This is a genomic window from Hymenobacter lapidiphilus (assembly GCF_013377885.1).
Taxonomy (GTDB): Bacteria; Bacteroidota; Bacteroidia; order Cytophagales; family Hymenobacteraceae; genus Hymenobacter; species Hymenobacter lapidiphilus.
Genome location: NZ_JABKAU010000008.1, coordinates 70242 through 83072 on the forward strand (window position 1 = coordinate 70242; position 12831 = coordinate 83072).

At 62.2% G+C, this 12831-nt stretch carries 13 protein-coding genes; 6 read left to right on the forward strand and 7 right to left on the reverse strand.

From position 1 onward, the window contains the following. Positions 1–42 precede the first annotated feature (42 nt). The 3 genes from HW554_RS06035 (at position 43) to HW554_RS06045 (ending at position 2366) form a co-directional block, all read left to right on the forward strand. Positions 43–1140 (forward strand): succinylglutamate desuccinylase/aspartoacylase family protein, encoded by a 1098-nt coding sequence (locus HW554_RS06035; RefSeq protein WP_176907681.1) that lies wholly within the window; start codon positions 43–45, stop codon positions 1138–1140. A gap of 81 nt (positions 1141–1221) precedes the next feature. Beyond that, positions 1222–1878 carry an OmpH family outer membrane protein gene (locus HW554_RS06040; protein WP_176907682.1) on the forward strand — a complete coding sequence of 219 codons (657 nt, stop codon included), beginning with the start codon at positions 1222–1224 and terminating at the stop codon, positions 1876–1878. Between the two features lie 230 nt (positions 1879–2108). Next, complete coding sequence (locus HW554_RS06045) at positions 2109–2366, forward strand: hypothetical protein (RefSeq protein WP_176907683.1); 258 nt, start codon at positions 2109–2111, stop codon at positions 2364–2366. An 89-nt stretch (positions 2367–2455) separates the two neighbouring features. Here the strand turns inward: HW554_RS06045 and HW554_RS06050 are convergent, their stop codons facing one another. The 3 genes from HW554_RS06050 to HW554_RS06060 all read right to left on the reverse strand — a co-directional run bounded on the left by HW554_RS06050 (position 2456) and on the right by HW554_RS06060 (position 4815). Next, positions 2456–3007, reverse strand: coding sequence for a hypothetical protein (locus HW554_RS06050; protein ID WP_176907684.1), 552 nt, complete (start codon positions 3005–3007; stop codon positions 2456–2458). 58 nt (positions 3008–3065) lie between these two features. Further along, positions 3066–3743 (reverse strand): NAD(P)H-binding protein, encoded by a 678-nt coding sequence (locus HW554_RS06055; protein ID WP_176907685.1) that lies wholly within the window; start codon positions 3741–3743, stop codon positions 3066–3068. A gap of 238 nt (positions 3744–3981) precedes the next feature. Next, complete coding sequence (locus HW554_RS06060) at positions 3982–4815, reverse strand: CvfB family protein (protein WP_176907686.1); 834 nt, start codon at positions 4813–4815, stop codon at positions 3982–3984. Between the two features lie 15 nt (positions 4816–4830). Here HW554_RS06060 and HW554_RS06065 point away from each other — a divergent pair, with 15 nt between their 5' ends. Further along, positions 4831–4986, forward strand: a complete 156-nt coding sequence (locus HW554_RS06065; protein WP_176907687.1) for a hypothetical protein — start codon at positions 4831–4833, stop codon at positions 4984–4986. Positions 4987–5269: 283 nt separating this feature from the next. Here HW554_RS06065 and HW554_RS06070 read toward each other — a convergent pair whose 3' ends face one another. From HW554_RS06070 to HW554_RS06085, 4 genes are all read right to left on the reverse strand, one after another. Next, on the reverse strand, positions 5270–5749 hold the full coding sequence (locus HW554_RS06070; RefSeq protein WP_176907688.1) for a hypothetical protein: 480 nt from the start codon (positions 5747–5749) through the stop codon (positions 5270–5272). Between the two features lie 126 nt (positions 5750–5875). Further along, complete coding sequence (locus HW554_RS06075; protein ID WP_176907689.1) at positions 5876–7777, reverse strand: hypothetical protein; 1902 nt, start codon at positions 7775–7777, stop codon at positions 5876–5878. A 27-nt stretch (positions 7778–7804) separates the two neighbouring features. Next, a complete protein-coding gene (locus HW554_RS06080; RefSeq protein WP_176907690.1) occupies positions 7805–8557 on the reverse strand; it encodes a hypothetical protein in 753 nt (250 codons plus the stop codon). A gap of 357 nt (positions 8558–8914) precedes the next feature. Continuing rightward, complete coding sequence (locus HW554_RS06085; RefSeq protein WP_176907691.1) at positions 8915–10825, reverse strand: BamA/TamA family outer membrane protein; 1911 nt, start codon at positions 10823–10825, stop codon at positions 8915–8917. Positions 10826–11265: 440 nt separating this feature from the next. Here HW554_RS06085 and HW554_RS06090 point away from each other — a divergent pair, with 440 nt between their 5' ends. Further along, positions 11266–12534 (forward strand): putative DNA modification/repair radical SAM protein, encoded by a 1269-nt coding sequence (locus tag HW554_RS06090; protein WP_176907692.1) that lies wholly within the window; start codon positions 11266–11268, stop codon positions 12532–12534. A gap of 97 nt (positions 12535–12631) precedes the next feature. After that, entirely contained in the window at positions 12632–12826 is a 195-nt protein-coding gene (locus tag HW554_RS06095) for a hypothetical protein (RefSeq protein WP_176907693.1), read from the forward strand. Positions 12827–12831 lie beyond the last annotated feature (5 nt).

The following is a 12831-nucleotide window of genomic DNA, read 5'->3' on the forward strand; positions in this document are numbered from 1 at the left end:
CTTTCGAAACCCTAGCTTCTCAGACCCAATAAACCCCAGATAATGCCCCAACCCGCCCCCGACCAGCTTTGCCTCAACGGCCTGACCATTGGGCCGGGCGAGCGGGTGCTTACCCGTCTCGTGATTTCGCGGCTGCCTTCGGGAACGGTGATTGATATTCCGGTACACGTGTTCCGGGCCGTGGAGCCGGGGCCGACAGTGCTGCTGATGGCCGGCATGCACGGCGACGAGGTGAACGGCATTGAAACCATCCGTCGGCTTATCCGGCGCGAGCTGCTGCAGCCGCTGCGGGGCACCATCATCGCCATTCCCATCCTCAACATCTACGGCTTCCTCAATTTCTCGCGCGAGGTGCCCGATGGCAAAGACGTGAACCGGAGCTTCCCCGGCAACCCCCGTGGCTCGCTGGCCAGCCGCGTGGCCCACCGCTTCATGCGCGAAATCATGCCGCTCATTGATTACGGCATCGATTTCCATACGGGTGGAGCTACCCGGGCCAACACTCCGCAAATCCGTTGCCTGCTACACGAAGACGCCGAAACCGACGCGCTAGCCGCAGCTTTTGCCGCGCCTTTTACGTTGCATGCCGGCCTGCGCCCCGGCTCGCTGCGCGAAACGGCCATGCAGCAGGGCCGCCGCATTATCGTGTACGAAACCGGCGAATCGATGCGGCTGGATGAGCCGGGCATTGACCTGGGCATTGCCGGCACGCTGCGGGTGCTGCACCACCTGGGCATGCTGGCCGAGGCGCCGGCGCCGGCCCACCCAACGGTGGTGTGCCTGCGCTCTACCTGGCTGCGGGCCCGCTATGCCGGTATCTTCCGAAGTCTGGTACAGCTAGGCCAGCACGTAGAGGAGGGGCAGGCCTACGGCTCGGTGGCCGACCCTTACGGCGAGCGGTCGGTACGGCTGGAGTCGCCGGTAACGGGCTACATTATCGGCCTCAACCACATGCCCGTCGTCAATCAGGGCGATGCGCTGGTACACGTGGCCCGCCTCGATGCCGCGCCCAGCCGCGCCGACCTGGTAGTGCCCTTCGACGAGAAGCCCATCAAGCGCACCGAAGAGGACGTGCGCGAGGTAGACCTGGCCGACGACCCCACCCTCCTTCCCGATGACGACGGCCAAGAAGTGTGGTAGGCACGGGGGCACGATTCACCTATTCCCTGTACTTTTGCCCGGCTGCCCTTCGGCGGCTTTTTGCTTCTTCTTGCTTTCTGAATGAAAAATTCCACTCAACTGATTGTAAATGCGCTGCTGGTTGTGGCCGTGGCTGTACTCTTTTACCTGCATTTCGCCAGCGGTAAGCCTGCCAAGCCTACCACCGCGCCCGCGCCCATAGCCGCCGCCCCCGCCGATACCACTGCCGACGAGGCCGACGAGCCCGAAGTTCCCCTCACCCCGGCTGTGCTGGCCGACACCAACAAGGTGGCTTACGTAGAAACCAACCGGCTGCTGGAAGAATACCAGGGCATGAAAGATGCCAGCAAGCGGCTGGAAGCCAAAGCCCGCGGCTGGGAAGCTCAGAATAAAAAGCTCGTAACCAGCTTCCAGACGGCCGTGCAGCAGTATCAGCAGAAGGCCGAAGGCATGAGCCCCGAGCAGCGCGCCGCCACCGAGCAGCAGCTACAGGCCCAGCAGATGAAGGTGGGCCAGGAGCAGGAGCGCCTTCAGGGCCAGGCCCAGCAGGAGCAGGCCAAGCTGAACGACCAGGTAATGGGCCGCGTGAACAAGCAGATTGAGAAGTACGGCAAGGCCAATGGCTACCGCCTGATTCTGGCCACCGGCGCCGGCAATATCGCCTATGGTCGCAAAGACCTCGACATTACCACACCGGTGCTCAAATACTTGAACAAGGAGTACGCGGGCAAAAAGTAGCCACCCAGTAATACCATCCCGAAAGGTCCAACGGCCCGACTCACTAAGTCGGGCCGTTGGGCCTTTTACGTCGGCCGGGCGTTGGGCTGATTCCCGCCGGTGACTTACGCAGGCAGTTGCCCTTTGCCGAGTGGCAGCGTACAGGCCGGTTAAACTCTGGGGCAGTAGCGGCTTCTAAGTGGGTAGCCTCGCCGCTCAAGGCGGGGTGGTTTACTCCTTTTCGGCTCACTATGAAAAAGCATTCGTTCTTTCCCGTATTGCTGGCCTTGCTGGCCATTGTTTCGTCCGGGCTGTTGAGCGGCTGCGTGGCTTCGGCCCGACCAACGGCTGTGGTGGTGCGTCCGCGGCCGTATTACCGCCCCGCGCCAGTGGTTGTGGTGGCTCCACGGCCGATGGTGGTGGTGCCGAGGCGGGCGGTAATTGTAAAGCCTGCACCGCGCGCCTACTACCCGTACCGCCCACACCGCTTTTCTGGCCGGCCGCGGTAAGCAGCCCGGCCCTAGAACACGCACTGCCGAACTCCTGACGCACAGTGTGGCAGAAGTTCGGCAGTGCGTGTTCTAGGGCCGGGCTGGTGTTAGAAAACGAAGCGCAGGCTTACGGCTGCGTCATTGTATAAGCCGGTGTATCCTCGGAATACTTCAAAAAATGGCTTATAGTCCAGCGCCACTACGAAAGGCAGGTCGGGCAGCTTGTATTCGAGGCCCACAATGAGGTCGGCACCGCCTACCAGGTGTGTCTGGTCGTCGTAGTAATAGCGGTAGTAGTACTTGTCCTTTTTGCGGCCAAAACGGGAGTCCTCGAAGTAGTAGCGGCCTTCATAGGCCCCCAGATGGGCGCCGGCACCGTAGTAAAACTGCAGGCCTTTGAAATCGGAAATAGGCAGGTGTTTCTCCAATAGCAGCGTCAGGCGGCCACCGCGGGCGGCATACTCACGCGTGAGCAGGCCCTCCGCGGCCACGCCGTTCTTGTCGCTCAGGAAGTGCTTTACGGTGAGGCCCGACGACCAGCCGCCGGCCCGCAGGCCGATGCCGGTCGTGTAGCCACTGTTGCTCTTTTTTTGTGCCAGGGCCGGAGTGCCCGCTGCCAGTACGCCCAGCGCCAAAGCGCCAGTCAGCCAGAATTTCATACAGGGAAAGTAAATTGGGGAAATCGGAATTCCCCGCAAAAGTACAACATGACCCTAACTATCCGACCAGAATTCCCGCCCTGCCTTCGCGGGCAATGGCGTCGGAGCGGTGGATGCGGATGCCGCCGCCATCATCTTCGGCCGCCCGCAGCATGGCTCGGGCCACTGTATCGGCGGTAATGGCGCGGTAGGGGCGCAGTGGCCCCAGCAGCAGCGGCTGCAGCAGGCCCAACAGCCCACCGGCCAGCCGCTCGCCCAGGCGTGGGGCCGGCCGGTGGCCCAGCAGCAGCGAGGGCCGGAAAATATGAATGGCATGAAACGAGGTCTGGCGCACGGCTTCCTCCATTTCGCCCTTCACCCGCCCGTAGTAAGCCGCCGAACCGGCATCGGCTCCCAGCGACGATACGACCAGCAGCTGGCCCCCGAAGTTGGCCGCCGCCAGCCGCGCCAGCTCCGTCACGAAAGTGAAGTCGACCTTGTAAAACGCCTTGCGCGAGCCCGCCTGCGCCATCGTGGTACCCAGGCAGCAAAACACGTCGTCGGCCACCAGCTGCTGCCGGTAGTCGGCGAGGCGCTCGAAGTCGACTACCAGTTGCTCCAGCTTTTCGTGTACCAGTGGCAGCGGCTTCCGGACCAGCGCAATAACGCGGCTGTAGCGGGCCGAGGCCAGCAGGAGCGGCAGCAGCTGTTGGCCAATAAGGCCGCTGGCACCGGCAATTAGGGCAGTTTTGGGCATTTCGGTTGGGTTTTGACTGAGCAGGTTACTCTGAGCTACGTGAAGAAGCTGAAGAACGACGTAGGGGCGGGGCTTGTCCCCGCCCCCCGTTGAACGGTCCGGGTGTGAATCGTTCAACGACGTAGGGGCGGGGCTTGTCCCCGCCCGCCGCTGCAACGGTTTCGCCTAGTTATGTTCAAATGGCTTTAACGGCGGGCGGGGACAAGCCCCGCCCCTACGTCGTTCTTTATAGCCCGGGCTAGCTGGGGCGCAGCTGGGTGTGCTCGGGGGCCAGATCGATCAAACCTTGCTTGTAGAGCGCGCCCAGGGCCTTTTTGAAGATTTTCTTGCTCATGCCCAGGCGGCGGTACACGTCGTCGGCCAGGCTTTTGTCGCCCAGGGGCAGGCGGCCTTCGGGGGCGGCGCGCAGGGCTTCGAGCAGCGTGTCGGACTGGGCGCGGGCCTCGTCGTAGCCGATTTGCTGCAGGCTCAGGTCGAGTTTGCCATCGGGGCGGATAGCGCGGATGTAGCCGGTGTGCACGTCGCCGAGGCGCAGGGGCTTGAACACCTCGTTGTGGAAAATGAGGCCCTGGTGGGTGCCATCGACCAGCATCTTGTAGCCCAAATCGGTTTCCTCGGCCACGAACAGCTCGGCCGCGTCGCCCACCTTGCCCGGAAACGGGTCGGCGCTGAGGAACCACTCCCACTTGGCCGAGGCTACAATGCGGTCCGAGGTATCGTCGAGGTACACAAATACGGTGGCCCGCTCGCCGGCGCGCAGGTTGCGGCGCTGGTTGCGGTAGGGCAGCAACAGGTCTTTTTCCAGGCCCCAGTCGAGGAAGGCGCCGGTAGGCGTTACGTCGCGCACGGTGAGGGCCGCGAACTGGCCCACGCGGGCAAAGGGCTCGAGGTTGGTGGCAATCAGGCGGTCTTCCGAGTCGCGGTACACGAACACGCGCACCACATCACCGATTTGGGTGCCCGGCTCCACGTACTTGCGCGGCAGCAGCAGGTCGCCATCGTCAGACGTCAGGTAGAGGCCGAAATCCACCTCCCGCACCACTTCCAGGTCGTTGAAATCACCGAGAATCATTCTCTCAATTAAAAGTTGAAAATTAACCATGACCGGGTGCGGCCCTTGGAGCTTGGCGCGAAGGTACGCAAAGGGCAAGGGCGGGGCACGGAAGCGTTGGCGGCCCGGCCCGGCGTGCGGAGCATCCGGCAGCAGCTGCGCATCGGGCGCTGCCGGATGAACTTCACCTGATGGCGCATGAACTTCACGCGCCGGCGGGTGAAGTTCATCCACCCGAGCATAGTTTTCACTCGTTGTTGGATGAATATCACCCGACGATGCACGAATCTCATCCGGCGACGCATGAATTTTACCCGGTGATGCGGGAAATTCATTCGACGGCCCATAAAAATCACGCGCCGCCGCAGGAATTTCATCCGGCGGCGCGTGAATGGGCGGTGGCAGGGGCTACACGCAAAACGGGGCCGGATGACGCGCATCCGGCCCCGCGGGGTGAGGGCCTGGCCGGCTCCTACTATTTGAGCCGGTCGGCTTTGCGGGCCGTGCTTTGCTCGAAGCGGGTTTTGAGCACAGTGCGGGCATCTTCGGCCCCCGATATGCCCTGGCGGGCGGCCTGCTGCACCGAGTTGTAGAAAGCCAGCGCCACCACGTAGGCTTCGCTACTGAGCTTGATGCTGGTGCTGCTTAGGTTGGAAGCCAGTGGCTGCAGGCGGCGCCCGATGCTTTGCAGCTGCTCCCAGGCCGTCAGGTCCTGGCGCAGGCCGGCAATATCGACGTAGCCGGGCGCGAAGGTGGGCTGCTGCTCGGCCAGGTCGAGGGCCTGCCGGATGAAGGGCAGCGAGGCGTCGCTGGCCTTGGGCAGGCGCTGGGTTTCCTTGCCCGTCAGCGTAATCAGGACCGGGGCCAGGGCGGCATCCAGCGCATCGAGCGCGTCGTTGATTTTCTTCAGGTCGGCCGCGGCCAGGGTAATCTGCAGGTTGTCGGGGGCAGGCATACGCAACAGGGAGTTAGGAGTGAGGAAGAAGGAAGACAGCGCGAACCACCAGCGGTGGAAAGCCGGCGTCAAGATAGCGGGTTTCTGGCCCGCGGCCAACCGCGTATCGGGGTGCCGGCTAGTGGTTTATCTCCAGCTGCTGCCGCTCGGTTTGCTGGCCGCGCTGGCTGTGCAAAAAGTACAGCCCGGCGGGCCAGGCGCGGGTATCGAGGCGGGTGGGCTGCTGGCTGGCGCGGCCCTGGTACACCACCCGGCCCTGGTGTAAATGGTGAGCCCGGTGCCGGCGGGCTGCTCCAGCGTGAGGGTGCCATTGGCCGGGTTGGGGTAAGCTACGGGCTGGCTGGGAGCCATGCGCGACTGGGGCGAGCAAACAGGCCGGCCGTTTACATACGTCTGGCCGATGTTGACGTACCAGGAGGCCGTTTTCAGCCCGTCGCATTCGTTTTGAAACTGCACCTGCACGTATACGCTGCCGCTTTCCGGCATTTGCAGCTCCAGATTGGTAGAAGTAGTGCCGTTGCCCACCGATGCCCCGCCACTCACGCTCCACTGGAAGTTGGTATTTTGGCCGCGGGTGGCCTGGGTGGTAGCCAGCAACATAAGGGAGGTGTAAGGGCAAACCGTGCCCCCGGCCGGCGTATAGTCAGTAGAACTGATGCCGCCTTCGCCTGAGCCGGTGAGCAGCTGCACAAATAGCGGATTAGAGGCTTGGCAGCTGGCATTGATGGCGCGCACCTGCAACATGCCGGTAGTGGCGGCAAACGTGGCCGGGGCATGCAGCTGCAGCTCGGGGGCGGCAGTTACGTAGGGGCTGGTGGCGGTCGGGTTGCCCACTACCGTAAAGCCGGCCGGAAATTCCCAAGAGTAGCCCGTGGCGCCTGCCACGGCCGCGAAGCGAAACAGCGGCTGGTCGTTGGCGCAGACCGCAAAGTTGTTGCCGCTGCCGATGGCAGGGGACGTAAAAGCCGTGGGCGTAGCTACCTGCGGATTCACCTGCACCACAATGGGAGGAGCTGTTACCGTAGCACTAACACCGTTACGGGTATAAGTAGCTTGCAGGTTAATGGTACCCGTGCCACCGCCGGGGCGCAGAAACACGCCGGGGGTGGCCGTGTTCAGGCAGCAAAAGGAGTTGACAATACCACTAACAGCAAACTGGTAGTTACCAAACGAGCCGCCCGCGGGCAGCGTGCCGGCTCCAGGTCGCACGTTTTGCAGGTTTTGGCCACAGAATAGGCTGATGTTGCCGCCCTGGGGCGTTTGGTCGCTGATGATGCGTAGCGGGGGTACTGGACGGGTAACCGGCTGCACAAAGGGCTGGGTGCGGCTCACATTTTGCCCGGCCAGCAGATACGAATTGCAGAACGTGTCGAGGGCGCGCACGCTGATAGAGCCGGCGCCGGCGGGCGAGGGAATAACGCGCACCGAGTTGGTATTGGTGCGGGCCGTGGTGCCGGAGAAGCCCTCGAACTGCCAGCCGGCCGGAATGGTCCACTCGTAGCTGCCGGCGAAATCGGTGCGGTTGGTCGCGGCGGGGTAAGGCAAGCGCACCTGCGGCACGGAGAGCGTAACGACCGTGTTATCGCCGAAGGGAATCTCGCCATTGAACACAGCCCCGTTAAGACTGATGGGCCCAACCGAAGTAGTGGCCAGCGAACGGGTAACGACGGGTAGAGGGGCTGAGGCATTGACCGCCGGGTTGCTGCAGTTTCTGGTCTGAACCGTCAGGCTAGGGGGATTACTATCCGACGTGGGCAGGTCGTCCCACACCACCTGAATGACGAGAGGGCCATCAACGGTAGTCTGGTTGGTCTGGTATTGGCGCCCTCCCTTAATGGTCCATATTGCCGAGCAGCCATTGGTGCCCACACCCTGCGTCTGCGGCTGGACGCTGTAGAGGATGGGCACGCCCGTACAGGCTGGTAGGCCATTGAAAGGGTCGTTAATCTTGATTGTGGATTGTTGCGCCTGAGAGACAAGCGGAAACAGACACGCAATCGTAAGCAGAAAGGAGAAAAGTGTTTTCATGAGTGAAAAAGAAGAAAGGGTGAGGAATTATTTCAAGTCGATGCTTGCACCAATGAGTTGGACGGGCCGCCAAGTCAGATAAGGTCCTCTATTGCGGAAATAGCGGCTGCTAGACTGGAGCTGCCCTTGTGGGGGGATGCTACCGTCTGGTTCGTAGTAAAAAATAGTGAGATAAGTTTTTCTGTCGTTTTCAAACGTCCGATAACCAGTCTCAACCGCCGTCTCCGCGAACAGATGCACTCTGCCCAGTCGATAGGATAAGCTCACAAACGGGCGAAGCAGCACGTTGCGGACAATATCAGTCTCGCGGCCTCTGTCCTGTTCAAAACCGATTCCGGTCAACTTGTCGCCCACGAACTTGCTCACGCGCTGGCTGGTAGCAGCCCCGAGTTCGGCCCCGTAGCCGAGTTGTACGCGCCGGCCCAGCGCCTTCTGCCATTCGTAGCCCACGTAGGCCTCGGCCCGCCAGAAGTATCTGGTCGAGCCCTTATCGAAGGTGGCAAAGTCGGTGGTGTCGCGGCGGCTGTACTGGCCCACCACGCGCACTCGCAATGCCTGGTTGGGCTTGGTCTGCCGCTTGTAGAGCAGTCCCAGCGGCAAGGAGCGGTTGTTTTTGAAAAAACCGTCGAGCACGGGGCTGGCCGTCAGGCCCAGCTGGTGCTTGTAAGTGGTGGCCGTATCGGGCGGGGCGGTTTGGGCCGTGGCGGCCAGGGGCAGGGCAGCAGCGGCCAGCAGCAGCGGCCAGCGCCTGGGGGCGCGGGGGCGAGGGGGTGCTTTCATAGCAGAAAAGGGAAAGGGAAGGGAAGAAAAACCGGGCCGCCAGCGGGGCGGCGCGGGCAAGGGGCAAGCGCAGGCAATGGCGGCCCGGCCTAACAGGCGGGCAGGCACAAGGGCAGTGCGGGTTTGGGTTGTAAGAGCGCCGCCCGGCGCGGGAAAGGATAGGGTGCGGGCGGCGGTAGGTAGCGCGGGAATGAGGCCCGATAATCAGGATGGCGCTATATTACCAGGGTTCTTGGAGAAAGCCAACTGTCTGCCTATCCCCCCCCCCCCCTAATAATTTGTAACGGCTTTATTATCAGCGGACTTATTTGGGGGCTAATTGTTCTATTGCCTTACTCACTACTCACCACCTTCCCGCTACTGAAACCGCGTGACGCCGGGCTGGCCGAAGCTGAAGTCGGAGAAGTCGTAGTAGGAGCGCGAGTTTTCGAAGATGCGGATGCCGTTGGGCGCATCGAGGCCGCGGGGGTAGAAGCCCAGCGTGAGCTGAATGGTGCGGATGGCGGTGTACTCGTTGCGGAAGCGCAGGCCCATGCCAATGCCGGTGTAGGGCTTCTCGAAGAAGGGCAGCAGCCGGTCGGGCTTTGTAGCGTTCAGCCAAGCTACATCGGCGAAGCCCACCACCGCCATCCGGAAGCCCAGAAACGAGACGGGCGTGTACATAGTGGCCTCGTAGTTGAGCGTAACGCGGCTGGTGCCGATGAGCGGGCCGGTGGGCCGGAACCCGCGCAGGCCCCGCTCGCCATCAATGGTGAGGTACTCGTTGGCGAAGCGGTGCAGCCCCAGCGCCGAGCGCTGCCACAGGAAGTGCCGCCACTGGAAGTTGCCGGTGCTATAGAGCCGGGTGAAGTACAGGATTTCGCCGCTCAGCAGGCCCTGCTGCCAGTCGTTGCTGCGGCCCCGCACAAAGCCGCCAAACTCCCCGCTCAGGTACAGGTAGCCCCGCTGCGGCCGGTAAGTAGCCGTCGAGAGCCGCACACCATAATAGCGGCGGTTGCCGGCCGGGTTGAACTCGTAGCCGGCCGTGAAGCTCACCAGTGAGCCGGTCGGAATGTCCTCGGTGCGGCCAAAGCCGAACAGGTACTTATCCTTGTAGTAGCGCCGGATGCTGTAGCCGACCGTGCCCAGCATCAGATTGGCACTCTGCAGAAAATCGAAGGGCTTCTCCTGGTACGAGGTCCGCACCACGCGGGCCGCTGCAATGATGCGGCCGGGGCTTTCGTAGCCTAAATCGTAGCTGCGGGGCTGGAAAGCGCGGCCCACCCAGGCGTCCTGGGTGTTATAGCGCAGCGCCTGAAACTGGAAAGGCTTCTCGGCCGAGCCGTCGCCGGCGGTGGTGTAGAGCCAGTCGAAGAAGCTGTAGCTGATGGCCCCGGCGTAGCGGGTGTTGATGGAGTAGAAGTCGCGCGAGATGCCAATGCTGCCTTCGCGGCGGCGGGTTTCGTCGCGGTAGGTGGCCCCGGCGTATATGAAATTGCGGAACGGTATGCGGTAGCTGCCCTCGTAGGCCCACGATTGGGCGCGGGGGCCGGTATCGGTGCGGCCGTAGGCGTAGCGGTTTTTAAACTGGTGGCCCATGCCCAGAAAGTTCACGTCGCGCAGTCCGGCCACGCCCGAACCCACGTCGCGCAGCTGAAACGAGCCATTCAGGCTGAACAGGTCCTTGGTAATCACCACCACATCCACGCTGTCGTCGGTAGCAGTGCGCTCGTCCACATACACGCGGGCGTCCAGAATCTCGTCGGTCTGGCGCAGTAAGCGTTCCGATTCGGCCAGGGCCTGGGGCTCCAGTTCGCGGCCTTCGCGCAGCAGCAGCACCTGCCGCACCCGCGAGGGCCGGGTTTTCATATGAAACGTATTGCCGGTTTTCTCCAGAATGTTGCGCGGCACCCGCAACGAGTCGGAGATGCTGTAGCCAAAGGCATCGAGGGAGGTGATGCGGATGCGGCGCACGATTTTGTAGTTGTGCTGCTCGAACTGCCGGTCGAGCAGGGCCGCATCGAGGCCGGCCTGGTCTTCGCGCCGTTCGCGGAACGAAAAAACGGCCGCCGCTGCCCGCCCCAGAATGGTTTTGCGCCGGGTGTAGTTTCTGAGCCCGTTGAGCATGCGCTCCTGATCGAAGCGGCGGCGCAGCGAGTCGGGTCGGATGCGACCGGCCGGCCGGGTGCTGTCGGGCGGCAACGGCGGAGCCGTCTGGGCAGCGGCCGGCGCAAGGCCGGCCCCCAGCCAGAGCAGCAAAACCAGCAGCCGTAGCACGCACTTTATCATCCGGACACAGGAAAGAAACAAGGTACGACACCCGCCCGGGTTTGGGGCATTCCGAGGCTGACGCCAGGTAACGACAGAACGTTGTAGGGGCGGGGCTTGTCAGTGAACAGAATCGTGGAGATGAGAAGCAGGAACGACGTAGGGGCGGGGCTTGTCCCCGCCCGCCGGTGAACGGTACCACCAAAACGGGAAATAGGAACGACGTAGGGGCGGGGTTTGTCCCCGCCCGCCGGTGAACATAATCGTGGGAACTGCGCTAACGGCGGGCGGGGACAAGCCCCGCCCCTACAACGTTGAAGTGGCGCGAACGTGCCCCTCTGGAAAACCTATAAAACAACCCGGCTTTACTGTTGAAATTCGGAACGATTCCAACGTGATTAGTCTTATAAAGCTTGCGTGTGTGCGCGATAGAAACTATTTTTAAGCCATAAATCGGTCTTATGAACGAAGAGCGCATTCAGGAGAAGCTAAGTATATTGGCAGACGCCGCCAAGTACGACGTGTCGTGCAGCAGCAGCGGCGGCAAGCGTAAGAACACCGACAAGGGCTTGGGCAACGCCGAGGGCATGGGTATCTGCCACAGCTACACCGAGGACGGCCGCTGCGTGAGCCTGCTTAAGATTCTGCTGACCAACCACTGCATTTTCGACTGCGCCTATTGCGTGTCGCGCAAGAGCAACAACGTGAAGCGGGCCGCCTTTACCGTAGACGAGGTAGTGGACCTGACCATGAACTTCTACCGCCGCAACTACATCGAGGGCCTGTTTCTGAGCAGCGGCATCTTCTCCTCGCCCGACTACACCATGGAGCGGCTGGTGCGCATCATTAAAAAGCTGCGCACCGAGCATCGTTTCAACGGCTACATCCACGTCAAGGCCATTCCGGGTGCTTCGGAGGAGCTGATTCAGGAAGCCGGGATGTATGCCGACCGGCTAAGCGTGAACATCGAGCTGCCCTCGGAAATGGCGCTCCAGAACCTGGCACCCGAGAAAAACTACGAGGAGATTCTGACGCCTATGGCCCAGATTCGGGACGGCATCACGCGGACGAAAGAGGAGAAGGCGCTGTTCAAGAAGGTGCCTCAGTTCGCCACGGCCGGCCAAAGTACCCAGTTGATTGTGGGCGCCTCGGCCGAAAACGACCTGCAGATCATCAACCTCAGCGACTCGCTTTACAAGGGCTACGGCCTGAAGCGGGTGTACTACTCGGGCTACATCCCCATCACCGACGACGCCCGCCTGCCGCAGGTGACGCAGCCGCCCCTCATCCGCGAGCACCGCCTCTACCAGAGTGATTGGCTGATGCGCTTCTACGGCTTCCAGGCCGACGAAATTCTGGACCCCACTCACCCCTTCCTCGACCTCGAAGTGGACCCCAAACTGGCCTGGGCTCTGCGCAACCGCCACGTATTCCCGGTGGATGTGAATACGGCCGACTTTGAGATGATTCTGCGGATTCCGGGTGTGGGGGCGCGTTCGGCCAAGCGTATTGTGGCGGCCCGCCGCTTTACGCCGCTGGGCCTCGACCACCTGCACAAGTTCGGGGTGGTGCTCAAGCGGGCCAAGTTCTTCCTCACCTGCCGCGGCAAGGCGCTGGAAAAGCGCGACTACGATGAGCAGACCATCCGCCGCCAAATCCTGTTCGGGGCTGGCTCCGTCCGCTCCGCCCTCGTCACCCAGCAGCTCGATTTATTCGCCCAAGCCTCCTAAATGAGTTGTCAGTTGATAGTTGCCAGTTGTCAGGCCGTTCTTTTAGAACTACTTGAAGAACGGCCTGACAACTGGCAACTATCAACTGACAACTGATATGACTGTTTCGCACCGCACCGCCGCTACTACCGAAGCTTCTGCTGTTGCTTCGCCGCATACCTCCCTGCCGCTGAAAGTGGCCCGCGTGGCCTGCTGCTGTAAGCTTTCCGACCTGCTGCCAATTGTACTGCGCATGCATCAGGAGGCCGCCCGTAACAACGGCAAGTTCCGGCAGCCACGGCGGGCGGCGTAGCAGCG